Below are 23,850 nucleotides of genomic sequence, written 5' to 3' on the forward strand. Positions count from 1 at the left end.
GCGTATACCCGGGTCACGTTTCCGCGATTTGTGCCGATCTCCCTAGAGAGGCGTGGCGCCGTCATGCCGGCTCGATACGAGACGGTTGCGGCGAATGATCCCGACACATTCTGTGAATAGCGCACAACAAACGCGCTTTTTCGCGGCCTGAAACGACAGGCTTTTGCGCTATCCTCGCCGCAAAACACAGACTAGGCGCCGGTCGTATCGGGGGGCCGCGCCGGATGCGCTCGCATGCATAACGATTTCCATATTGCGCTGCTGCTGTTTGCGTGGGTCAGCACGGGGCTGACCACGTTTGCCGCACTTGACGCTGCGACACGTCTGCCGGGGGGCTCGACGATCGCAAAACGCCGCAACTGGCGCATCGCCTGCGCGGCCATTCTTGGCATTGGGCTGTGGTCCGGGCTTTGGCTCGGCCAGCTTGGCCTGCATCGGCAGGTCGGCACACCCATATCCGCGCCGATTGCGGCGACGCTCATGACGGCGCTGGCTGCATCGCTGGCGGTCTTCTCCATTGTGTTGCCGGACGCGTCGCCCGCCAACGGCGCACAGGTTCCGCAACGACGCAGCATTGCCATGGGTGCCGTGGCGCTGGGCATCGGGCTGTTGACGATGGAGTTGTATCTGACGCGCCCCTGGGTGCATGACGACGCCCTGTCCCTGCGCCGCACGCTGCTGGGCTGGGGCGGCGGCACGCTCGTCCTTGGCACAGGCGTATGTCTGGCGGTGTGCATGGCGTTTCATATGCCGCCGGCGCAGCGTCGCGCCGCCGTGGGTTTGCGCGCGCGCGCCGCCGCCGTGCTGGCCACTACCGCCGTGCTGTCGCTCGTATTGTGGCCGTGTGCCGCGGTATGGCCGGCCGACGCGTCGATGACGCAGACCGTGCCCGTCATCATGCTCAGCGCCGGGGGCGTGCTGGTCGCGCTGGGCCTGCATGCGGTGCTGATGATGCTTGAAACCCGCATCGACTCGGCGCAGGCGCATCTGGAAGCATCGCTGGCGCGCGTGGCAAATCAGACGCCCCGGCCCCAGCTGCACGACACGCTGACCGGCCTGCCGAACCGCCAGCATCTGCGCGAAGCGCTCGAGGCCGCAATCCTCTCGTCCACACGGCGCGGCCGACCGTTTGCCCTCTTCTATCTGGACCTCGACAACTTCGGCCAGATCAACGACCAATACGGGCGCAACGCCGGCGATCGCGTGCTGCAGATCATTGCCGAGCGACTGCGTCAGACCATTCGCGGCGAAGACACCGTCGCGCGCCTTGGCGGCGACGAATTCGGCATCCTCGTGGAAGGCCTGGCGCTGCCCGAGGCCGCAGCGACGATCGGCGACAAGCTGTTGTTCCGCCTGCGCGAATCGGTGGAAGTGGAAGGCCGTCGACTGCGCGCCACCGCCAGCATTGGCGTCGTCGTCCATCCGCACAACGGCGCGACGGCTGATGCGCTGCTCGAACATGCCGACACGGCCATGTTCGACTGCAAGCAGTCGACCGGCAATGCCTACCGCTTCTTCGAGCCGCGCCTGAACACCACTGCGCACCGTGTGCTGCAGATTCAACGCGCGCTTTCGCATGCAGCGCTCAACGGGCAACTCTCGGTGTATTACCAGCCGAAGTACGATGCACGCACGCGAGCCATGACGGGCGCTGAAGCGCTTCTGCGCTGGAACCATCCGGAACTGGGCCCGGTGTCGCCGGCGGAATTCATCCCGCTGGCCGAACGCACCGGCACCATCGTCGAACTGGGCGACTGGGTGGTCGAAGAAGTCTGCCGCCAGATCATGCATTGGGATGCCATCGGCATGCCGCCGCAGCGCATCGCCGTCAACCTCTCGCCGCGGCAATTCCAGCAGCCCGACCTTGTGCAGCGCCTGTCGCAGATCCTGCACCGCTATCAGGTGGCCGCGCATCGGTTGATGTTTGAGATTACCGAGACAGCGGCCATGCGCGACGCCGGCCAGAGCATTGCCGCCATCCGCCAGATTCAGTCGCTCGGCTTTGAGGTCGCCATCGACGATTTCGGCACCGGTTATTCCAGCCTCAGTTATCTGCAGCGCTTCCGCGCCCAGCAGATCAAGATCGACCGCGCATTTGTCTCGGCGCTCGACGACAACCCCGCCGAGGCCGCGGCCATCATTCGCGCCATCTGTGCCATGGCGCACTCCCTGGACATGACCGTCGTGGCCGAGGGCGTCGAAACCGAAGCGCAAATGCAGGCCCTGGTGAATCTGCAGTGCGATCAGGTTCAGGGCTATCTGCTGGCACGTCCGCTGCCGGCCAAGGATTTCCAGGGTTTACTTGGGCTGCAGTACGCCTAATAAGTGACATCGAATTAGGCGGCACAGAAAATGCCCCTTTTTGATGCATTCAACCGAACCTTTCGAGAACCTTTCACCTTCATATTTGGAAATATTTCGGCAATGCGCAGGCGCGATTGCCGAAGCAATGAAGTAGTCACATAAGAAAAACTGTGTTGGGATTGCGTAGGCTGTGCGGCAAGATTGATTTCAATACCGCCGAATGGCCTGGCCCTTGTAATGGTTCATATGTTTACGACTTTCGCACCTCGCGCAAACACACGCCCCATACAGGTTTGCGCAAAGCGTGGTGGGGCAGAAAATCCACGCTATTGACATGAGGTCTTAACGAAATTCATTTCTCACCTGCAAACTCGTTATAATGCCCTGGGCTACGGGGAGCGTGCCCATGTTTCAATTGCAAAGTTGAGGAATCCATAATGCCGACTTACAAGGAAATTGTTCAGAAGATCTCTGAACTGCAGCGCCAGGCCGATGAACTCCGGGCAAATGAACAAGCGACGGTGATCGCTGAAATCAAGCACAAGATCGTGGAATACGGCCTGACCGCCGAAGACCTCGGTTTTGGTGCGAAGGGTGCCGTGGCCTCGAAGAAGGCCGGCCGCAAGGTGCCGGTGCGTTACCGCGACAACAATGGCAATACCTGGACGGGTCGTGGCAAGCGTCCGGGCTGGCTGGTCAAGGAGCTGTCGTCAGGCCGGAAGATGGAGGATTTTCTGGTCGCCTGAACTGCGCCACCAAGCGCAGCATTCCGAGCCCGCACAAAGAGGCGCGCCGGAAACCACAAAAGAAAGGCCGGCAAATTCGCCGGCCTTTTGTATTGCTGCCTCGCCGAGATTCGCGCGGTTACGTCTGGAAGCGCCCCACCGCCGTGCGCAGCAATTGCGCCTGCTCTTCCAGCGACAGCGCAGCGGCCGCCGCCTGTTCCACGAGCGCGGCATTCTGCTGTGTGACTTCGTCCATCTGGTTCACCGCCAGGTTGACCTGCTCGATGCCGGAACTCTGCTCTTCAGACGCCGCAGAAATCTCGCCCATGATGTCCGTCACCCGCTTCACGGCAGTCACGACGTCCTGGATCACCACACCGGCCTCTTCCACCAGCGCCGACCCGTTCTGCACACGGCCCACGGAATCACCGATCAGCTCCTTGATCTCCTTGGCCGCGCTCGCTGAGCGCTGTGCCAGGCTGCGCACCTCGCCTGCCACCACGGCAAAGCCGCGGCCCTGCTCGCCAGCGCGGGCAGCTTCAACGGCGGCGTTCAGCGCGAGGATGTTGGTCTGGAAAGCGATGCCTTCGATCACCCCGATGATGTCGGCGATCTTCTTGCTGCTTTCGTTGATGCCCGACATGGTCTCGACCACACGGCCGACCACCTCGCCGCCCTTGACTGCAATATCCGAGGCATTGACGGCCAGCGTGCTCGCCTGACGCGCGTTGTCGGCGTTCTGCTTCACGATGCTGGTCAGCTCTTCCATGCTCGACGCCGTTTCTTCCAGCGAAGACGCCTGCTGCTCCGTACGCTGCGACAGATCGGCATTGCCCGCAGCGATCTGCTTGGTCGCACTGGCAATGGAATCCGCCGAGTTCTTGATGTCGCTGATCGTGCCGGTCAGTTGCTGCTGCATCTCGGACATGGCGAAAAGCATGCTGTCCCGATCGCCCGGACGGGTCTGCACCCGCAACGCCAGATCACCTTTGGCAATGCGCGCAGCAATATCCGCGGCGTAGGCCGGCTCACCGCCCAGCTGACGTTGCAGGCCGCGCGTGACCGACACCACCACCACGGTCATCAGCAGGCCAATACCAAACAACAAGCCCAGCGATTGGATCAAAGACGTGCGGAACGCCGCATCCACATCGTCGATATACAGCCCCGTCGTCATCGACCAATCCCACGGCTCGTAGTACGAAACGTAGGTCAGCTTCGGCTCAGCCTTGTCGCTGCCGGGCTTGGGCCACAGATAGCGCACGAACCCGCCGCCGGCCTTGGCCGTCTGGGCGATGTCCACGAACAAATGCTTGCCTTCCGGATCGGTCGCGCCAGACATGTTCTTGCCGACCATCTCGGGCTTGATCGGATGCATGACCGACACGGTGTCGGTTCTCGACAGCGAAAAATAGCCGTCGGTACCGTACCGCATGTCTTTGAGGCGCGCGATGGACTGGGCCTTGGCCTCGTCCACCGTCATCTTGCCCTCCTGCGCCAGCTGGGCGTATTCCTTGATGACGCTGAACGCCGTCGCGCTGACGTTCTGGAGGTCGCGTTGCCGCTCCTCCATCCGCACAGTGCGCGCCCCCCAGGCACTCCACAATGTGATGACAAGCAGGCACAGCCAACTCAGGACAAGCGGCAGCCACAGCTTCTGACGAAGCGTGAGTCGATTCATCTTCCTTCCCTCCAAGCGTTTTCTTGTGTCCGCAAGGCACAGGTGCATCGCGGCGCTCCCCTGGCGCGATTACACGCGCTCTGTTTGGGGTATCGAACGCGCGCGGGGAAAACTTGAGTAGGGCATGTACCCAAGAAGACGCTGCCGACCGTAAAAGGCGAGAGAAAGAGATTTCAACGCAACGCGTTGGGGTTGATGCTTGGGAGTGCGCCGCCGCTGGCCGGCGCAGGCGCAGCTGTCGGCGCGGATGGAGCCGGGACAGCCTCGGCCGCAGAAGAATCGATCGGCGACCACGACTCCCACAAGCCATGGCGACGCAGCGTTTCGGGCGCTTGCGCAACGGTTGAAGAAGCTGGCGCGGCAACTTCTGCCTGGGCCACCTTCACGACCTTGACCGCCATCTCGATATGCGACCCGGCCATGCGCACGGCGTTGCCGCCGGCGTCGCGCACGGCCACACCGTGCGCAGCCATCTGGCGATAGTTGCCGTCCTTGTGCCGCATCCGGAATTCCGCCACGTACGCCGGCGAGTTGCCGTCAACATGCGCCTGGATGCGATTGAGCACCATGGGCAGATCATCCGGATGCACCAGTCGGAGATATTCGCTGGTGCTTGGGCCGATTTCCTTGAGCGTGTAGCCGAGCATGGCCGCAAAGCGCGTGGAGAACTGCGCGGCACGGGTGACCAGGTCGAACTCCCACAGGCCGACGTCTGCACCGTCCAGCAGCAGTTGATGGCGCGCAACGAGTTCGGCTTCGCGGCGGCGGTAGCTCTGCTCCAGGTCGTTGAGCGCCTGCACGGTTTCCTTGCGCAGACGAATTTCGCGGGCAGCGATGGCGGCCGCGGTGTCGCCCGTGGCGCGATCCCGATAACCCAGCAGCAAAGCCGCGAGCACCGTCGCAACCGCCCCCACCACCAGCAGCAACTGCAACCCTGCCGGCGCATTGGCGGGCATGGCGGGGAACGTCGAAAACGAACCCGCAAGCGACGCCGTGTAGACCGCGTCCGCCGTCAGCGCGGTGCCGAACAGCACGCTCACAAACAGGCTCACGCCCGGGCGACGCACCGCCACGCCCGTCGCGCCTGACCGCGCGGACAGCGCAAACTGCAGCGCCGCCGCGCACGCCACCGCCGACAAGACAATGACGATAGCGAGCAGCCCTGCGTCTTCCCATGCGGTGGTGCTGAAGCTCGTTACACCGGCCAACAGCAACACCGCCACCGGCCCACTCACGCTCAGCAGTACACCCAGCGAAAGCGCACGCACCATGCCCGCACGGCCGCCGAGGACGCACCACAGCGCCGCAACGGCCAGGCTCCAGCAGAACGAAGCCAGCGTCATCACGAGCACGGCGGTGTCTTCGTGCAGCGGCCAACGTGCAAGCAGCGGCAGCAGCGGCACGGCCCACAGCCCGATCGCGGAAAACAGCGCTGTCATGACCAGCGGCACGCGCGTGCGCGACGCGGTAGCGCTGCGCAAGTCATCGAGCAAACGCAATAGCAAGCTGCCCGCACCGCAGGCCACGACAAATGGCAGCAATGCAGGCAACGACGCGTGCGCCAGCGTATTGACCAGGTGAGCGATCAACGCCTCATCCACGACAGGGCGTCTCCTGTGGGTTCGAGCCGTTCAATGAATCAGCCACGGGTTTGAAAGCCGTCCGGATTCATGCTCTGCCAGCGCCACGAGTCTTCACACATCCGCTCGATGCCGTATTGCGCGCGCCAGCCCAGCAGCGACGCCGCCAGTGCCGGATCGGCATAGCACGCTGCAATATCGCCGGGGCGGCGGTCCACGATCTGATACGGGACGGGCTTGCCGCTGGCGCGCTTGTAGGCCTCCACCACTTCCAGAACGGAATACCCGCGGCCCGTGCCGAGGTTGACGGTAAAGCCGCGGCCATCGCGACGCAGCGTGTCGAGCGCCGACAGGTGCCCGCGCGCAAGGTCCACCACGTGGATGTAGTCGCGCACGCCAGTGCCGTCAGGCGTTGGCCAGTCACCGCCGTAAATCGAAAGCTTCTCGCGCTTGCCCACCGCCACCTGTGCCACATACGGCATCAGGTTGTTGGGAATGCCGCGCGGGTCTTCGCCGATCAGGCCGCTGTGGTGCGCGCCCACCGGATTGAAATAACGCAGGTAAGCGATTTGCCACGCCGCATTGGAAATCTCCAAGTCGCGCAGCACTTGCTCGCCCATCACCTTCGTCTGGCCGTACGGGTTGGTGGCCGAGAGCGGAAACGATTCGGTGATCGGCACGGTATGCGGATTGCCATACACCGTTGCCGACGAGCTGAACACCAGCTGGCGCACATTCGCATGCGCCATGGCGGCACACAGCGTCACCAGCCCGCCCATGTTGTTGTCGTAGTAGGCCAGCGGCTTCTGGACCGATTCGCCGACCGACTTGAGCGCCGCGAAGTGGATGACCGCAGAGATGCGCGAGCTGGCAAAGAGGTCGTCGAGCAGGCGGCGGTCACGTACGTCGCCTTGCACGAACTTCGGCGTCTTGGCGGTGATCTGCTCGATGCGCGACAGCACGGTCGAGCTGCTGTTGCAGAGATTGTCGAGACCGATCACCTGGTAGCCCGCATCCAGCAGTTCAACCCAGGTGTGCGAGGCGATGTAGCCGGTAGCGCCGGTCAGCAGAATGGTTTCTGTCATGGGGTGCGAGGTATCGAGGAAGGAGAGAGCTAGCGTGCCGGTTTGAACCGGGCATCGTCGTTCTACGCTGCGCCGACCCGCTTCGCAGCGCGTAAAACAGCGCGATCATAGCAAAGCCTGCCAGCCGCTAGCGGGCGGTTTGCAGCCTGTGTTGCACAAAAATTGGAACTACGGCTGGCGGTCCGGATGGGCAGCCGCCTGCCACTCAGCATAGGCCGCGCGCAACCGCCATGCCGACGTCGCATCGCGCAGGCCCAGCGCGTACCCCACCTCAGCAGGGTCCGCGCCAGCGTCGAACAGCGCCGCCGTGTATCCGTTGCGCAGGGTCTGCGGCGAGAGCCGTTCGCTGCGGTGCAGCAATGCCGGCAGCGCGGCAAGCCAGGCCTCAACGCGCCGGTAGACCGACGCTGCGTGCATCACGCGCCCGCTGGCGTCGGCAACGAACACGCGCTCGCCAGGCACCTCTGCGTGCGCGCGCACCGCCAGCCAGGCCGCCAGCGCGGGGCGCACAGCTTCCAGCACAGGCGCCCGGTAAGACGGGCCCCGCGGGCGCTCGACGGTGATCGTCTCCAGCGCCTCATCCACCTGGCGGAGCAGCAGCGATTGCACCTGCGCGACCTTCAGCCCCGCTCCATGGCAAACCGCCACGAGCGCACGGTCGCGCGCCAGCTTGAACGCACTGGCATTCGCAGCGGCCTCGCTGGCCTGCCCGCCCACCTCCAATGAAGCCTCGATCGCCGCGCGCTCGGCGGCTGACAGGAACGTGGTCGGGTCGTTCTCGCCTTCGGCCAGCTTCTGCTGGACAGCGGTGCTTGCCGGGTTGTGCGTGCCCGTGCGTTGCTGCTCGATCTGGTGGAAAACGCGCTCGATCAAACGCGCGTAGCGATATCGATGCAGCTTGGTCAGGCCCGATTCGTCGAGAAAGGCTGCGATGTCGGCGGCACTCCAATCTGCCAACGCGCGTTGGTGCGACTCGGCCCAGCGCAGCCACTTGCGCCACATCGCGCGATACACCGTCGCCGACGATTCACGATAGCCGCGTGCGGCGAGCCAGTGCTCGAAGGCTTGGGCGGGCTGCTCGGTCCAGTCTTGCAGGCTGGGCTGGAACAGGTCCGGAACGGGCGTGGCGGGCGGCGTGAATGCGGTCACTGCGGCAGCGGAAATACAGAAAGACGGGGCGTGGGCGAACCGGGGGTCAGGCAATTCGCGTATCCTGCCGAGCGTAACACGCAGCTCATGTATCCCATTGCGGACCTCATCGTGAAGAAAACCGACCTCGAAAAACTCAAGGGCCTCAAGATCGCCAACAACCTCAAGCGCGACAGCCAGCGCACCGGCAAGCCCGGCACGGGCAGCGGCAAGGCTATTCCCCAGAACAAGCTGCTGAAAGCGCTGCTCGGCAAGCCGGCTGAAGACGACGCGAAAAAGTCGGGAAAATCCTGACGCGCAGTCCACACATCTAGAGCCCCGCCCTGTTGTTCCAACGGGCGCTTGGGTGCTACCGTCCGGCGCGTTTCCACATCATCGCAGCGCCTCCCCTGCGCCGGACATGCCCGCCTCCACGCCCTCCTCGCCTTACCCCAATCTGCTCAGCCCGCTCGACCTCGGCTTCACCACGCTCAAGAACCGCGTGCTGATGGGGTCGATGCACACCGGGCTGGAAGACGGCAACCACTTCGACCGGCTCGCCGCCTACTTTGCCGAGCGCGCACGCGGCGATGTCGGGCTGATGGTCACGGGCGGATTCGCGCCCAACATTGCCGGTTGGACGAAGCCCTTCGCCGGGCGCCTGGCCACCCATGGCGCAGCGCGTCGCCACCGCACGGTCACCAACGCCGTGCATGAGGAAGGCGGCAAGATCGCCCTGCAGATCCTGCATACCGGCCGCTACGGCTACCACCCGCTTGCGGTGGCGCCCACGGCGTTGCGCTCGCCCATCAGCCCGTTCACGCCGCGCGAGTTGTCCGCACGCGGTATCGAGCGCCAGATCCGCGCCTTCGTGCGGTGCGCGCAACTGGCCCGCGAAGCCGGCTACGACGGCGTCGAGATCATGGGTTCCGAGGGCTACTTCATCAACCAGTTTCTCGTCACGCACACCAACAAGCGCACGGACGACTGGGGCGGCAGCTACGCCAACCGCATGCGCTTGCCCGTGGAAATCGTGCAGCGCACGCGCGAGGCAGTCGGCAACGATTTCATCATCATCTACCGCCTGTCGATGATCGACCTGATCCCGGACGGCAGCTCGTGGGAAGAAGTCGTGCAGCTCGCCAAGGCCGTGGAGCGCGCGGGCGCCACCATCATCAACACGGGCATCGGCTGGCACGAGGCGCGCATCCCGACCATTGCGACGAGCGTGCCGCGCGCAGCGTTTGCGTGGGTCACGAAAAAGATGAAGGGCGAGGTGGGCATTCCGCTCGTCACGTCCAATCGCATCAACACGCCCGAGGTGGCGGAGGCCGTGCTGGCTGACGGGTGCGCCGACATGGTGTCGATGGCGCGGCCGCTGCTGGCCGATGCCGATTTCGTACGCAAGGCCGCCACGAATCGCGCGCAGGACATCAACACCTGCATCGCTTGCAACCAGGCGTGCCTGGACCACGCGTTCAAGGCCAAGATTGCGAGTTGCCTCGTCAACCCGCGCGCGTGCCATGAGACCGAACTCGTCATTCGACCGACGCCCGCCAAGCGCCGCTTTGCGGTGGTGGGTGCCGGACCTGCGGGGCTGTCCGCTGCCATTACGCTGGCCGAGCGCGGGCACGCGGTGGACCTGTTCGACGCAGCACCGGAACTCGGCGGCCAGTTGAACATGGCCAAGACGATCCCAGGCAAGGAAGAATTTCACGAGATGCTGCGCTACTTCACGCGCCGCGTCGAAGCCACGGGCGTGACGCTGCGCCTGGGTACGCGCGTGGATGCGCAGCAGCTGCTCGCCGCCAAATACGACGAGATCATCATTGCGACGGGCGTGTCGCCGCGCAACCCAAAGATCCCAGGGCAGGACCATCCAAGCGTGCTGTCGTACATCGATGTGCTGCGCCATCGCAAGCCGGTCGGCAAGCGCGTGGCGATTGTCGGTGCAGGCGGGATCGGCTTTGACGTGGCGGAATTCCTCGCGCTCGACGGCCATTCGCCCACGCTCGATCTGCAGACGTGGCGTGCCGAATGGGGCGTTGGGGACCCGACCGAAGTGCGCGGCGGCGTGGATGGCATCCGCCCCGAACCGCAAACACCCGCGCGCGACATCGTCCTGCTGCAGCGGCGCGCCGGCAAACTCGGCGGCGGGCTGGGCAAGACCACCGGCTGGATCCACCGCACCAGCCTGAAGAACCTGGGCGTGCGCATGGTCGGCGGCGTCAACTACGAACGCATCGGCGACGAAGGCCTGCTCGTGAGCTACGGAGAAAAACGCGAAGCCGCCGAGTGGCTGCCAGTCGATTCCATCGTGCTGTGTGCGGGGCAGGAACCGTTGCGCGAACTGGTGGAGCCGCTGCAGGCCGGCGGTGCAAAGGTGCACGTCATCGGCGGTGCGGACGAGGCGCTCGAACTGGACGCCAAGCGCGCTATCGACCAAGGCACGCGCCTGGCTGCATCGCTGTGATGCCTGGGGCACGCGTGATGTGAAGGTTTTGCATCACGCGCTCCTTTTTACAATCCCATCCTTCCCCCGAACCGCTGCGAATGCCGAAATGACAATGGCTGACGCAGTCGGCCCGGTTCTTGCGTGAAAAGGCGCATCAAGCACATTCATCAGAACCGGTTTGTCCAAGAACGTCTCTCCTCTGTCTTCTGCCAATGCGGCGCCGCTGCCCCCGCTCGACCTGGGGCAAACGGCCTTCCTGCTCGACTTTGACGGCACGCTGGTCGATATCGCGCCGCAGCCCGATGCGGTGCATGTCTCTGCGCCGCTACGCGAAACCCTGGCCGCGCTGCATGCCGCCAGCGGCGGCGCATTGGCCATCATCAGCGGGCGCACGGTGCACGATTTGGAATCGCGCCTGTCGCTGCCCGGCCTCGTCATCGCCGGTGTGCATGGCGCCGAGCGCCGCTATGCAGACGGCGGCTTCGTTCGCCTGAGCACCGACGCCGACGCGCTCGCCCGGCTGGAGCGCGAGCTACGCGCTGAACTCACGCAGTTGTCGACGCAGTTTTCGGGCGTGGTGCTGGAGAGCAAAGGCATTGCATTTGCCCTGCACTACCGCCACGCGCCCGAAGCCGAGAACGCTGTGCTGACGCTGGCGGATCGGCTGGCGCACCGCTATGCCGATCACGTGCGCCTGCAGGCCGGCAAGATGGTGGTCGAACTCAAGCCGCGCGGCGCCAGCAAGGGCGATGTGGTGCACACGCTGATGACCGAGCCGCCGTTCATGGGCCGCACGGTGCTGTTTGCCGGCGACGACCTGACCGATGAAAGCGCCTTCGATGCCGTCAATGCGCTGGATGGCTGGTCGATCAAAGTGGGCGCAGGCCCAAGCCAGGCGCGCTGGCGCGTGCCAGACGCGGCGGCATTGCGAGCGTGGCTGGCAACGCTCGCCACCCCAGCCAAGCGAGGTGCCGCATGAGCCGACTCATTGTGGTTTCCAACCGCGTTGCGCCCGTTGCCGAAGGCCAGGGAACGGCCGGCGGCTTGGCCGTGGGTGTGTTCGATGCGCTGCGCGAAACCGGCGGCATCTGGTTCGGCTGGAGCGGCGAAACCGCGACGACCGTTTCGCACGAACCCAACATCGTCACCAAGGGCAACATCACCTACGCCACCGTCGGCCTGAACCGCAAAGACTACGACCAGTACTACCGCGGCTTTGCCAACGCGACGCTGTGGCCGATCTTCCATTACCGCGTGGATCTGTCGCGCTACGAGCGCCAGGAGTACCACGGCTACCGGCGCGTCAACGCGCAGTTCGCGCATCAGCTCAAGGCGCTGGTGCAGCCCGACGACATTCTCTGGGTACACGACTATCACCTGATCCCGTTTGCCGCCGAGTGCCGCGCGCTGGGGCTCACCAACCGCATCGGGTTCTTCCTGCACATTCCGTTTCCATCGCCGGAAATCCTGACGACGATTCCGCCGCATGAAGACCTCATGCGTGCGCTGTGTGCATACGACCTGGTCGGCTTCCAGACCGAAACCGATCGCGTCGCCTTCTACGACTACATCGAGCGCGAAGCCCGCGGCTACATCGAACAGAAGGAACAGAACGGCCCCGTGCACGCCTATGGCCACACGCTGCGCGCCGAGGTCTACCCGATCGGCGTGCATCCGGACGAGATCGCCCAGCAGGCGAAGGCGTCGCTGGCGCGGCGCAATCCGTTCATGCGGCATGCGAGTGTGCGCGGCGAGCGCATCGCGCCCCAGGGGCAAGGCCAAGGCCAGCCGCCCACGAAACTCATCATGAGCGTGGATCGGCTCGACTATTCGAAGGGCCTGCCGGAACGCTTCCGCGCATTCGAGCAATTGCTGGACGATTTCCCGGACCATCGCCGGCACGTGACCTTCATCCAGATTGCGCCCACGTCGCGCCAGGACGTGCAGAGCTATCAGCAGATCCGGCAACGGCTCGAAGCGGAGTCGGGCCGCATCAACGGCAAGCACTCGGAGCTGGACTGGACGCCCATCCGCTACATCAACAAGCAGTACGAACGGCGCGTATTGATGGCGCTCTTCCGCAGCGCGCAGATCGGTTATGTCACGCCCCTGCGTGACGGCATGAACCTCGTCGCCAAGGAATACGTGGCCGCGCAAGACCCCGAAGACCCCGGCGTGCTCGTGCTGTCGCGCTTTGCCGGCGCGGCGCGCGAGCTGGATGCCGCGCTGATCGTCAACCCATATGACACGCGCGGCATGGCCGAAGCGCTGAACCGCGCGTTGACGATGCCGCTGGAAGAACGCAAGGCGCGCTACGCCCACATGATGGATCGGCTGCGCGCGGCCAATCTCACCATCTGGCGCGAGCGGTTCGTGGCCGATCTGCGCAACGCGCCTTCGCAATAAGTCAGGCGCCCGCGCTGCCGGTGCGCGGCATCCGCTCGGCGGCCTCCGCTGCATCGGGGGATGCGTCGGCCTCGGGCCACAGCATGTCGGTCAGCACGGCATTCATGCGCGCCCAGTGTGAACCGGGCCAATAGATACGCCGGCAGACGTCGCACGTGCTGAAGAGCCGCTGGCGCTCGCGCACGCGGGGCGGCACGCTGGCGGACGCCTCTTCCGCGCTCAGCATGCGCAGCGGCACATTGCATTCGAGACAGCGTGAAAACGGCTTCGCCACGTCGGCCAGCCGCAGGCGCGTGACGATCTCGCGCATCTGCGCCTGCGGCTCGCGTGCACGGATGAACGCGCCACGCCGAATGCCGCGTCGCTTGAGGAGTTCGCGGTCGCGCGACAGCACGATCCAGTCTTCCTCGTAGGCGAGCCCTTCGATGGCCGCGTCGGCGTAATTGTTGTCGTAGGCGGTATCAAAGCCGGCCATGCGCAGCAGGCGCGCGGTGGCGCCGAGGTGGGCGTCGCACAGAAAGTGCAGCGGCGCCGCCGGCAGCGAAGGCTCCACGGCGGCAACCGCAACATGGCCCCGGGCCGGCAGCATGGCTTCCAGCGCCATGGGCCGGCCATCCACCAGCACGCGCCCCACTTCGGTATGCGGCACGCCAAGCGCCTCGATGGCGTGCTTGAGCGTGGCGCCCTCTGCCCACGCGCGCGCAACGGGATGCCCGCGCAACGCCAGCGGAAGAAGCGGCGTCAGGTTGGAATCGAACGTGAGGACGACGGTCTGCATGCCTGCCACGATACTCCCAACCCAACATGGGCGCCTTGGCACGTTGGCGCCGCAAGGGTTTTACCAAGCGCCCGAACAATAAAAATGCGGCGTGACCGGTGAAGTCACGCCGCAAACAGGGAGGAGGAGAAATTCAGTCGCTGCGCTTTATGCGCGCGATGCAGCACCGCCGTTCGGATAGCTCGCATCGCCATTCCACGACAGGTAGCCATCCGTGTCAGCCTGGCGATCGGCGCCTTGGCTGTACGGGTCAAAGCGATCGTTCTTCCACGACAGATAACCGTAGGTATCGGCCTGGCGGTCGGCGCCCTGCGTGTACGGGTCGAAACGGCCAGCCTGCGTTGCTGACGGCGCATCGAAGTTGGGCTGGATGGAAGCCGTTGCGGGCTGCGACAGCAGCGCGGCGGAAGCCGACACGGTGGCCACCATGGCCAAGAGAGCGCGGCGGGAGAAAGCGGAGAAGAGACGGGAGTTCATGATCGATTCCTTGTTCGTTTGCGCTCGTTGTTGCGCTTGGAAGGCAGAATAGATCGTTGCTCCCGTCTGATAAATGCGACTTTGCAGAAATAACTGTTCAGGCGGCGCTAACAATCTGCAGCCGCGGATTTTCCTTGAGCTGCAGGCACGGGTGGTCGGAAAACAGCGTCGCGACCCAGTCCACAAACACGCGCACCTTGGGCGACAGATGCCGGTTGTGCGGATACACCACCGAGATGGGCACCGGCTCGGAGACATAGTCCGGCAGCACCTCCACCAGCGCGCCCGACATCAGGTGCTCGTACACCAGGAAGCGCGACGTCTGCAGCAGCCCCAGGCCATGCAGCCCGCACGCCACCGCCGATTCGGCATCATTGACGGACACCATGCTGCGCACCTTGTGGATCTGCTTCTGCCCGTCGATCACGAAATCCCAGTCCATGCGGCGGCCGTTGCGCGCAGAGAAGTAATTCACCGCCGTGTGGTCCTGCAGGTCTTCCAGCGTCTTGGGCGTGCCGCAACGGGCCAGGTATTCCGGCGACGCGCAATTGACCATCGACAGCTGGCCGATGCGGCGCGCGACCAGGCTGGAATCCTGCAACTCGCCACCGCGCACAGCGCAATCCACGCCCTCCTGCACGAGGTCGACCGTACGGTCGCTCATGCCGATCTCCAGCTGAAGATCGGGGTACGCCGCATGAAAATCGCGAATGCGGGGCACGAGCAACCGTTTGCCAATCGACGCAGGAACATCGATGCGCAACGTGCCGCGCGCGCCCGACGCGCTTTGCGAAAACGCCGCCTCGGTCTCTTCCAGATCGCCGAGCAGACGCACACAGCGCTCGTAGTACGCAGCGCCATCGGCGGTGACATTGACCCGGCGCGTGGTCCGGTGCAGCAGGCGCACGCCGAGATGCGCCTCAAGGCTTTGCACCAGGTTCGTCACCGTGGCGCGGGGTAACTGAAGGCTGTCGGCAGCCTTGGTGAAGCTGCTGGCTTCCACGACACGCGTGAAAACCTGCATGGCCTGCAAGCGATCCATCTGCGGCTCCTTAGGGACGGACTCCACGGGGCGGGCGCACTGCCCGAATCAAAACGGGCAATGCGCCGGACCTGTGGAATCAAGGGGTCTGCTCATGCTCGAGAACACGCATGCATTCTGAGCATGAGGCGCGATCAGGATGGCGGCGACTACGGGTTTTCGCAGTGCAACAAGATCGGCCTCGAGCTAGGACACTTTGTAGCACAACCGTAAATATTGATTGTTCGGCTGCAACTAATAGTGATGTCTGATTATAGGCATTTATCTGCGTTCGTCTAATCACCATCATTCAGCCCATCGATATCCGGGTTATCCGCAAAGGTAAGCCCCGCCTGACATCATGGGTTCTTCTCCACCGCGCCTCGTTGTTTCGGATCGATCGCTGACCAGCGATGCGGCCTCGGCCGCTGTTCGTCCAGCGCGACCGTACGCAACGCCCGCCACCAACAATGTTGCACTGAATAACAATTTGCGCGGCGCAGCATCGACGCTGCCTGAGCAAGCTTCCACGCCGGGCGAAACGGCTGGCGCGGCACCGCTGCCGCGCGAGGTCATGGCCGAAGATTATTGGACCCAGGGCTACGCCAGCCGCATCCGCCTGCGGGTGTTCCGCCCCGAAATGCATGCCGACGATGCCGCCGCGCCGCTGCGCCGCCCCGGCGTGCTGTACCTGCACGGCGGTGGTTTCGTGCGCGGCTCCATCGACGATGCCGATGCGCCGGCGCGCCACCTGGCCGCCACATTGCCGGCCGTGGTCGTCACGGTCGGCTATTCGCTGGCGCCCGCCGCGCCGTTTCCCGCTGCACCGGAAGATGTATACGCCGCGCTGTGCTGCATGGCTGACCATGCCGCCGCATGGGGTATTGACCGTCGCCGCATCGCGGTGGCCGGGCATGACGCCGGCGGCAACCTGTCTGCGGCGCTGTCGATGATTGCGCGCGACCGCGGTGGCCCGCACCTGCGTGCGCAAGTCCTGATCGCGCCGATGCTCGATCCGACCATGGCCCGCGTGCGCCCCGACCACCTGGCCAACGCCGACAACTCCGCCGAAGTCTGCGCCGATTGCTATCGCCAGTACCTGCCCCGCCCGACCGAACGCGTGCACCCCTACGCCGCACCGGTGGAATCGCGCCGCCTGCAGGGCCTGCCCCCCGCCCTGCTGCTCACCGCGCCGCAAGACCTGCTGCGCACCGAAGCCGAGCGCTACGCCGCATGCCTGATCGAGGCGGGCGTGGTCACGCAGGTCGTGCGCGTGAACGAAGCGTGCCATGACTCGATTGCCATGAGCGCCGTGGCGCAAGACGAGATGACGTGCTTCCTGCGCTGGCACCTCGGCATGACGCGCCAGACCGCAGCACCACGCAAACGCCGTCCACGTGCGGACCGCAAGGACCGCACCTCCATAGACCCGACCGGGGAGACGCCTGGCTGAACCCATACAACAAGAAACGGAGTGCGAGGCCGCCCGCGTATTTCTACGCTGCGGCCAACGCGCTTTTATCCAGTCTTTTCTCTTTGCCTACCCAACAAAATCGAGAGAGTCATCATGAGCCTGTCCAAACGCACACTCGCCATTTCGGTTGCCGCCGTGCTCGGCGTTGCAGCTGTGGGCACCTACGGTCTGGTCTCCAGTGCCGGCGCTTCGCAGCAGCCGGCCGCCGCGCCTGCCGCCACGCCGGTGGATGTGGCGCCGGTCCTTGCCAAGAACGTTTCCGAATGGGATGAGTTTTCCGGCCGCATCGAAGCCGTTCAACGCGTTGAAGTCCGCCCGCTGGTGAGCGGCACCGTCACCGCCGTCCACTTCAAGGACGGCAGCATCGTCAAGAAGGGCGACGCGCTGTTCACCATCGACCCGCGCCCGTACGCGGCTGAAGTGGCCCGCACGCAAGCCGCGCTGACGGCCGCCAAATCGCGCGTGGCCTACACCACGTCGGAGCTGGACCGTGCGCAGAAGCTGGTGGCCGACAACGCCATCGCGCGCCGCGAGTTCGAAGAGAAGGAAAACGCCGCACGCGAGGCCCAAGCCAACCTGCAAGGCGCCGCCGCCGCGCTGGAAGCCGCCAAGCTGAACCTGGAGTACACGCACATCGTGGCGCCGGTCGCGGGCCGCGTGTCGCGCGCAGAAATCACCGTCGGCAACGTCGTCTCTGCCGGGGGCGCTGCGCCAGTGTTGACCACGCTGGTGTCGGTCTCGCCGATGTACGTGGCGTTCGATGCGGATGAACAAAGCTACCTGCGTTACTCCGAGAAGGCCGCCCAGGGCGCCAAGACCCCGGTCTACATCGGGCTGGCCAATGAAGACGGCTACACGCGCGAAGGCGTGATCCAGTCGGTCGACAACCGGCTGGATGTGCGCTCGGGCACGATCCGCGTGCGCGCCACGCTCGACAACGCCGACGGCCGCCTCACGCCGGGCCTGTACGCCCGCGTGCGCATGAGCACCGGCGCGCCGCACGACGCCATCCTCATCAGCGACAAGGCCATCGGTACCGACCAGGACAAGAAGTTCGTCCTGGTGGTGGATGCGGCCAACAAGACGAGCTATCGCCCCGTCGTGCTGGGCGCCTCCATCGACGGCCTGCGCGTGGTCAAGTCGGGCCTGAAGGCCGGCGAGCGCATCGTCGTGAATGGCATCCAGCGCGTGCGCCCGGGCGACGCCGTGGCACCCAACACAGTGACCATGGATAGCCTCGTCACCAAGCGCGTGGTGTTGCCGGGTGCACAGCCGGACGCCCCGGCCGCACCCGCCGAAGCCAAAGCCGACACATCCGCTGCGCCTGCCGCCAAGGCCGAAACCAAGCCCGCGAACGCCAAGACCGCAGCCAACGCACAACGCCTTCCGGCCGACCGCGCCTGATGGCCCCGACTGCGCTCAATCGCGACTGAACCTCATCGCTCACAGCCATGAACTTCTCTAAATTTTTCGTGGACCGCCCGATCTTTGCGGGCGTGCTTTCCACGCTGATCCTGCTGATCGGGATCATCTCGATCTGGCGATTGCCGATCTCGGAGTACCCCGAGGTCGTGCCGCCTTCGGTGGTGGTGCGCGCGCAGTTCCCGGGCGCCAACCCGAAGGTGATTGCCGAGACCGTCGCCTCGCCGCTCGAAGAACAGATCAACGGCGTCGAAAACATGCTGTACATGCAGTCGCAAGCCAACAGCGACGGCAACATGACCACGACGGTCACCTTCAAGCTGGGCACCGACCCCGACAAGGCGCAGCAGCTCGTGCAGAACCGCGTGTCGCAGGCGCTGCCGCGTCTGCCCGACGTGGTGCAGCGCCTGGGCGTGACGACCATCAAGAGCAGCCCCGACCTGACGATGGTGGTGCACTTGCTGTCGCCCAACGACCGCTACGACATGACGTACCTGCGCAACTACGCGGTGCTGAACGTGAAGGACCGCCTTGCACGGATCAGCGGCGTGGGCCAGGTGCAGCTGTTCGGCTCGGGTGACTACTCGATGCGCGTGTGGCTCGACCCGAACAAGGTGGCCGAGCGCGGCCTGACGGCCAACGAAGTCGTCAAGGCCATTCGCGACCAGAACGTGCAGGTGGCGGCAGGCGTGATCGGCGGCTCGCCGTCGGTGCCGGGTACGGACCTGCAACTGTCCGTCAACGCTCAGGGCCGCTTGAAGACCGAGCAGGAATTCGGCGACATCATCCTCAAGAGTTCGCCCAACGGCGCCGTCACCTACCTGCGTGACGTGGCCCGCATCGAGCTGGCCGCGTCGGAATACGGCCTGCGCTCGCTGCTGGACAACAAGCAGGCGGTGGCCATTCCGATCTTCCAGGCGCCGGGTTCCAACGCGCTGCAGATTTCGGATGACGTGCGCAAGACGATGGCCGAGCTGAAGGAAGACTTTCCCGAAGGCGTCGACTACCGCATCGTCTATGACCCGACGCAGTTCGTCCGCTCCAGTATCGAAGCCGTCACGCACACGCTGCTGGAAGCGGTGGCGCTTGTGGTGCTCGTGGTGATCCTGTTCCTGCAGACGTGGCGTGCGTCGATCATTCCGCTGCTGGCGGTGCCTGTGTCGATCATCGGTACGTTCGGCCTGATGCTGATGTTCGGCTTCTCGATCAACGCGCTGTCGCTGTTCGGGCTGGTGCTGGCGATCGGGATCGTGGTGGACGATGCCATCGTGGTGGTGGAAAACGTCGAGCGGAACATTGCCGAAGGCTTATCGCCACGCGAGGCCACGTACAAGGCCATGCGCGAAGTGAGCGGCCCGATCATCGCCATTGCCCTGACGCTGATTGCCGTGTTCGTGCCGCTGGCCTTCATGACGGGCCTGACCGGTCAGTTCTACAAGCAGTTCGCGCTGACGATCTCCATCTCGACCGTCATCTCGGCCTTCAACTCGCTCACGCTGTCGCCGGCACTGGCCGCCCTGCTGCTCAAGAGCCACGACGCGCCGAAGGATTGGCTGGCGCGTGCGATGGACAAGGGCCTCGGCTGGATCTTCCGTCCGTTCAACCGCGTGTTTGGCGCCGCATCGGAGTCGTATGGCCGCAGCACGTCGCGCGTGATCGGCCGCAAGGCGGTCATGCTGGGCATCTACCTGGCGCTGATCGGCGCGACCGCGCTGCTGTTCAACAAGGTCCCGGGCGGCTTCGTGCCGATGCAGGACAAGCAATACCTCGTGAGCTTCGCGCAGCTGCCGGACGGTGCCTCGCTTGACCGCACGGAAGACGTGATCCGCCGCATGTCCGACATCGCCCTCAAGCACCCTGGCGTAGAAAGCGCCGTGGCGTTCCCGGGCCTGTCGATCAACGGCTTCACCAACAGCCCGAGCGCCGGCATCGTGTTCGTCACGCTCAAGCCGTTTGACCAGCGCAAGAGTGCCAACCTGTCGGGCGGCGCCATCGCCGGGCAACTGAACCAGCAGTACGGTGCGATCAAGGACGCCTTCATTGCCGTCTTCCCGCCGCCGCCGGTGCAGGGCCTGGGTACGGTGGGCGGCTTCAAGATGCAGATCGAAGACCGGGGTTCGGTCGGCTACGAACAGCTCTTTGCCGCCACGCAAGCCTTCATGGCGAAGGCACGCCAGACGCCTGAGCTGGGCCCGTCGTTCTCGAGCTACCAGATCAACGTGCCGCAGCTGAATGCCGACCTCGACCGCGTGAAGGCCAAGCAGCTGGGCGTGCCGGTCACGGACGTGTTCGACACCATGCAGGTGTATCTGGGCTCGCTGTACGTGAACGACTTCAACCGCTTCGGCCGTACGTACCAGGTGAAGGTGCAGGCAGACGCGCCGTTCCGCGCCCATGCAGAAGACATCCTGCAGCTGAAGACGCGCAACACCGCCGGCGAGATGGTGCCGCTGTCATCGCTGCTCCGTGTGTCGCAAGGCTTCGGGCCGGACATGGTCGTGCGCTACAACGGCTACACCGCTGCCGACATCAACGGCGGCCCGGCCCCGGGCTTCTCGTCGGGCCAGGCGCAGGCGGCTGTGGAACGCATCGCGCATGAAACGCTGCCCAAGGGCGTGCGCTTCGAGTGGACGGACCTGACGTATCAGCAGATCCTGGCGGGCAATTCGGCCGTGTGGATTTTCCCGATCTGCGTGCTGCTGGTGTTCCTGGTGCTGGCCGCACAGTACGAAAGCCTGACGCTGCCGCTGGCCGTGATCCTGATCGTGCCGATGAGCCTGTTCGCCGCCATGCTGGGCGTATGGGTCTCGCATGGAGACAACAACATCTTCACGCAGATCGGTCTGGTGGTGCTGGTGGGGCTGGCGTGTAAGAACGCCATCCTGATCGTGGAGTTTGCGCGCGAGCTGGAGCTGCAGGGACGCACCATCGTGGAAGCAGCCATCGAGGCCTGCCGCCTGCGTCTGCGCCCGATCCTGATGACGTCGATCGCTTTCATCATGGGCGTGGTGCCCCTGGTGGTGTCGACCGGCGCCGGCGCGGAAATGCGTCATGCCATGGGCGTGGCCGTGTTCGCGGGGATGCTGGGCGTGACGCTGTTCGGCCTGTTCCTCACGCCGGTGTTCTACGTGCTGCTGCGCACGCTGGCGGCTCGCCGCGGCCAGCGCTCGGAAGACGCACCCGATCGTGATCTGGACCTGGACGGCGCGCTGCCCGTGCCGTCGACCCAGCACTAAGGTCAACACTCATCAAGACATCGTTATGAACGCGTCGACACAACAACAAACAGGTCCGGCCATGCGCGCGGGCCGCTGGACTCCGCTGGCGCTGGCCGCCGCGCTGTTCCTCGCGGCCTGCTCGCTCGCCCCGACCTACGAGAAGCCGGACGTTGGCACGCCCAACGCCTTCAAGGAAGCAGCGCAGCCAGCGCAGGCGACCGATGCACCGCTGGCGGCAAACGAGCAAGGCAAGTGGAAGACCGCCGAGCCCGCCCTGCCCGCCGACGGTGCGTGGTGGAAGATCTTCAACGACCCGACGCTCGACAAGCTCGAAGCGCAGGCCGCTGAAGCCAGCCCCACGCTGGCCGCCGCCGCCGCCCGCGTGACGCAGGCGCGCGCCTTCGTGCAGGCCAACCGTGCATCGCTGTTCCCGGAACTGGACGTGGGCTTCGGCCCGACGCGCCAGCGGGCGTCGGCGGCATCGGCCGGCTTGCCGGTCGGCGCGCCCGTGCAGCCGCAGACGTACTGGCGTGCGCAGTCCACCGTGGCGTATGAGGTCGACTTGTTCGGCCGCGTGCGCAACAACATCGATGCCGCCGGTGCCGACGCCGAGCGCGTCGAAGCGCTGTACCGTGCCGCACGGCTGACCTTGCAGGCCGACGTGGCGCAGACGTATTTCAGCCTGCGCACGCTGGATGCGGAAGAAGCCTTGCTGTCCCGCACGCTGGTCGGCCGTGAAGAAGCGCTCAAGCTCGTGCAGCGCCGCTTCAACACCGGCGACATCGGCGAACTGGACGTTGCCCGCGCCGATGCCGAACTGGCCACGGCACGCTCTGACCGCATCGGCGTACAACGTCGTCGCGCGGTGCTCGAGCACGCCCTGGCGACGCTGCTGGGCAAGGCACCGGCCGATTTCAACATGGATGCACAACCGCTCACCACGCTGGATGTGCGTGTGCCGGCAGGCCTGCCCTCCGCCCTGCTGGAGCGCCGCCCCGATGTGGCTGCTGCAGAACGCTCGATGGCTGCGGCCAACGCACGTATCGGCGTGGCGCGTGCGGCCTTCTTCCCGCAGCTGCAGCTGACGGGCGGCTTCGGCTACGAGTCGCACGACATCGGCGATCTGCTCAAGTGGGGCAGCCGCACGTGGATTCTCGGGCCGCTGGTGGGCACTGCGCTATCGCTGCCGATCTTCGACGGTGGCGCTCGCAGCGCTGGCGTGAAGCAGGCGCGCGCCGCGTATGAAGAGAACGTCGCCAACTACCGCGAAAGCGTGCTCGTCGCCTTCCGCGAGGTGGAAGACAACCTCTCCGAACTGCGCCTGCTGGCCGACCAGGCCAAGGCCCAGGACGACGCCGTGCGCGCTTCCACGCGCGCCGCGCAGCTGTCCCGCACGCGCTACAACGCGGGCTCGGTCAACTACCTGGACGTGATCGATGCCGAGCGCAACATGCTGTCCGCCGAACGCATCGGCGTGCAACTGGCCGGCAGCCGCGTGAACTCCACGGTCGGGCTCATCAAGGCACTGGGTGGTGGCTGGGGTGATCTGCCGCCGGCCGCACCGGCCAGCGCCGCCAACCCGACCAACCCGGCCCAGCCTGCAACGGTGGCGCAACAGTAACCAGGCATTGCTCCCTCTCTCTCTGGAAAGCGAGATCTGCGCGGCTTCGGCCGCGTTTTTTTTGCCTTTGCTTCAGTGAACTGGGCCGATTGCAGCGGCGGCCGCTTCTTGCACGTCCCGATTCCATGCACGAGGCTCGGGGCTTCAACAGCGGTGCGCATTTTGCGGATTCCGCTTCGCGGCGCGCGGCAATCGAGCCTTGCCGAAGCACCCCTGTCCCTTAACGCACCGCCGTCGGCCCGCAGACGGCCGAGCGCCGCAGTTTTCGGTGCGTGCCTCAGTCCTAAACATTCGATTCCGACAGTCGGAGGGTGGAGCCTCACACTCAAACAGTCGCGCACGGCCCTCGGAGGCCCGAATGCGGGGGAGTGTCAGTATTTCCGTGTTCGAGGCGGGGGTTGAGAATCACACGGACGGTCGAACGAATCGATCCGCATAGAGGATAGCGAACTGGTTCATGGCCTGCTTCCATTCC

17 protein-coding genes are annotated in these 23,850 nt (G+C 65.1%); 10 read left to right on the forward strand and 7 right to left on the reverse strand.

Annotated features, from left to right (window positions below; genetic code table 11):
* The first annotated feature begins 234 nt into the window (after positions 1–234).
* Together R2676_RS17620 and R2676_RS17625 are read left to right on the forward strand one after the other, a co-directional pair.
* Positions 235–2,322 (forward strand): putative bifunctional diguanylate cyclase/phosphodiesterase, encoded by a 2,088-nt coding sequence (locus tag R2676_RS17620; protein WP_206274492.1) that lies wholly within the window; start codon positions 235–237, stop codon positions 2,320–2,322.
* A 419-nt stretch (positions 2,323–2,741) separates the two neighbouring features.
* Positions 2,742–3,050, forward strand: a complete 309-nt coding sequence (locus tag R2676_RS17625; protein ID WP_004627393.1) for an H-NS histone family protein — start codon at positions 2,742–2,744, stop codon at positions 3,048–3,050.
* 118 nt (positions 3,051–3,168) lie between these two features.
* Here R2676_RS17625 and R2676_RS17630 read toward each other — a convergent pair whose 3' ends face one another.
* The 4 genes from R2676_RS17630 to R2676_RS17645 form a co-directional block, all read right to left on the reverse strand.
* The gene (locus R2676_RS17630) at positions 3,169–4,710 is read right to left on the reverse strand and encodes a methyl-accepting chemotaxis protein (RefSeq protein WP_206274493.1); all 1,542 of its coding nucleotides are present in this window, start codon (positions 4,708–4,710) and stop codon (positions 3,169–3,171) included.
* 173 nt (positions 4,711–4,883) lie between these two features.
* Positions 4,884–6,311 carry a PAS domain-containing protein gene (locus R2676_RS17635; protein ID WP_206274494.1) on the reverse strand — a complete coding sequence of 476 codons (1,428 nt, stop codon included), beginning with the start codon at positions 6,309–6,311 and terminating at the stop codon, positions 4,884–4,886.
* Between the two features lie 38 nt (positions 6,312–6,349).
* On the reverse strand, positions 6,350–7,375 hold the full coding sequence (gene galE, locus R2676_RS17640; protein ID WP_009240632.1) for a UDP-glucose 4-epimerase GalE: 1,026 nt from the start codon (positions 7,373–7,375) through the stop codon (positions 6,350–6,352).
* A gap of 168 nt (positions 7,376–7,543) precedes the next feature.
* A complete protein-coding gene (locus R2676_RS17645; protein ID WP_206274495.1) occupies positions 7,544–8,524 on the reverse strand; it encodes a tyrosine-type recombinase/integrase in 981 nt (326 codons plus the stop codon).
* 87 nt (positions 8,525–8,611) lie between these two features.
* Here R2676_RS17645 and R2676_RS17650 point away from each other — a divergent pair, with 87 nt between their 5' ends.
* The 4 genes from R2676_RS17650 (at position 8,612) to otsA (ending at position 13,364) form a co-directional block, all read left to right on the forward strand.
* On the forward strand, positions 8,612–8,818 hold the full coding sequence (locus R2676_RS17650) for a hypothetical protein (protein WP_316857518.1): 207 nt from the start codon (positions 8,612–8,614) through the stop codon (positions 8,816–8,818).
* Positions 8,819–8,924: 106 nt separating this feature from the next.
* Complete coding sequence (locus R2676_RS17655) at positions 8,925–10,976, forward strand: oxidoreductase (protein WP_206274497.1); 2,052 nt, start codon at positions 8,925–8,927, stop codon at positions 10,974–10,976.
* Positions 10,977–11,136: 160 nt separating this feature from the next.
* Complete coding sequence (otsB, locus tag R2676_RS17660; protein WP_206274498.1) at positions 11,137–11,937, forward strand: trehalose-phosphatase; 801 nt, start codon at positions 11,137–11,139, stop codon at positions 11,935–11,937.
* Positions 11,934–13,364 (forward strand): alpha,alpha-trehalose-phosphate synthase (UDP-forming), encoded by a 1,431-nt coding sequence (otsA, locus tag R2676_RS17665; protein ID WP_027679069.1) that lies wholly within the window; start codon positions 11,934–11,936, stop codon positions 13,362–13,364. Before otsB ends, otsA begins: the two co-directional genes overlap by 4 nt.
* A gap of 1 nt (position 13,365) precedes the next feature.
* Here the strand turns inward: otsA and R2676_RS17670 are convergent, their stop codons facing one another.
* The 3 genes from R2676_RS17670 to R2676_RS17680 form a co-directional block, all read right to left on the reverse strand.
* Positions 13,366–14,142, reverse strand: a complete 777-nt coding sequence (locus tag R2676_RS17670; protein WP_206274499.1) for a Mut7-C ubiquitin/RNAse domain-containing protein — start codon at positions 14,140–14,142, stop codon at positions 13,366–13,368.
* A gap of 147 nt (positions 14,143–14,289) precedes the next feature.
* Positions 14,290–14,619 carry a hypothetical protein gene (locus R2676_RS17675; protein ID WP_206274500.1) on the reverse strand — a complete coding sequence of 110 codons (330 nt, stop codon included), beginning with the start codon at positions 14,617–14,619 and terminating at the stop codon, positions 14,290–14,292.
* A gap of 97 nt (positions 14,620–14,716) precedes the next feature.
* Positions 14,717–15,661 carry a LysR family transcriptional regulator gene (locus R2676_RS17680; protein WP_206274501.1) on the reverse strand — a complete coding sequence of 315 codons (945 nt, stop codon included), beginning with the start codon at positions 15,659–15,661 and terminating at the stop codon, positions 14,717–14,719.
* Between the two features lie 340 nt (positions 15,662–16,001).
* Here R2676_RS17680 and R2676_RS17685 point away from each other — a divergent pair, with 340 nt between their 5' ends.
* The 4 genes from R2676_RS17685 to R2676_RS17700 all read left to right on the forward strand — a co-directional run bounded on the left by R2676_RS17685 (position 16,002) and on the right by R2676_RS17700 (position 23,375).
* Positions 16,002–17,093, forward strand: a complete 1,092-nt coding sequence (locus tag R2676_RS17685; protein WP_206274502.1) for an alpha/beta hydrolase — start codon at positions 16,002–16,004, stop codon at positions 17,091–17,093.
* Positions 17,094–17,207: 114 nt separating this feature from the next.
* The gene (locus R2676_RS17690) at positions 17,208–18,518 is read left to right on the forward strand and encodes an efflux RND transporter periplasmic adaptor subunit (protein ID WP_206274503.1); all 1,311 of its coding nucleotides are present in this window, start codon (positions 17,208–17,210) and stop codon (positions 18,516–18,518) included.
* Positions 18,519–18,565: 47 nt separating this feature from the next.
* Entirely contained in the window at positions 18,566–21,772 is a 3,207-nt protein-coding gene (locus R2676_RS17695; RefSeq protein ID WP_027679075.1) for an efflux RND transporter permease subunit, read from the forward strand.
* 25 nt (positions 21,773–21,797) lie between these two features.
* Positions 21,798–23,375: an efflux transporter outer membrane subunit gene (locus R2676_RS17700; protein WP_410482504.1), complete on the forward strand. Its 1,578-nt coding sequence runs from the start codon at positions 21,798–21,800 to the stop codon at positions 23,373–23,375.
* The last annotated feature ends 475 nt before the right edge of the window (positions 23,376–23,850 follow it).

This window comes from Ralstonia flatus, assembly GCF_958439105.1.
Taxonomy (GTDB): Bacteria; Pseudomonadota; Gammaproteobacteria; order Burkholderiales; family Burkholderiaceae; genus Ralstonia; species Ralstonia flatus.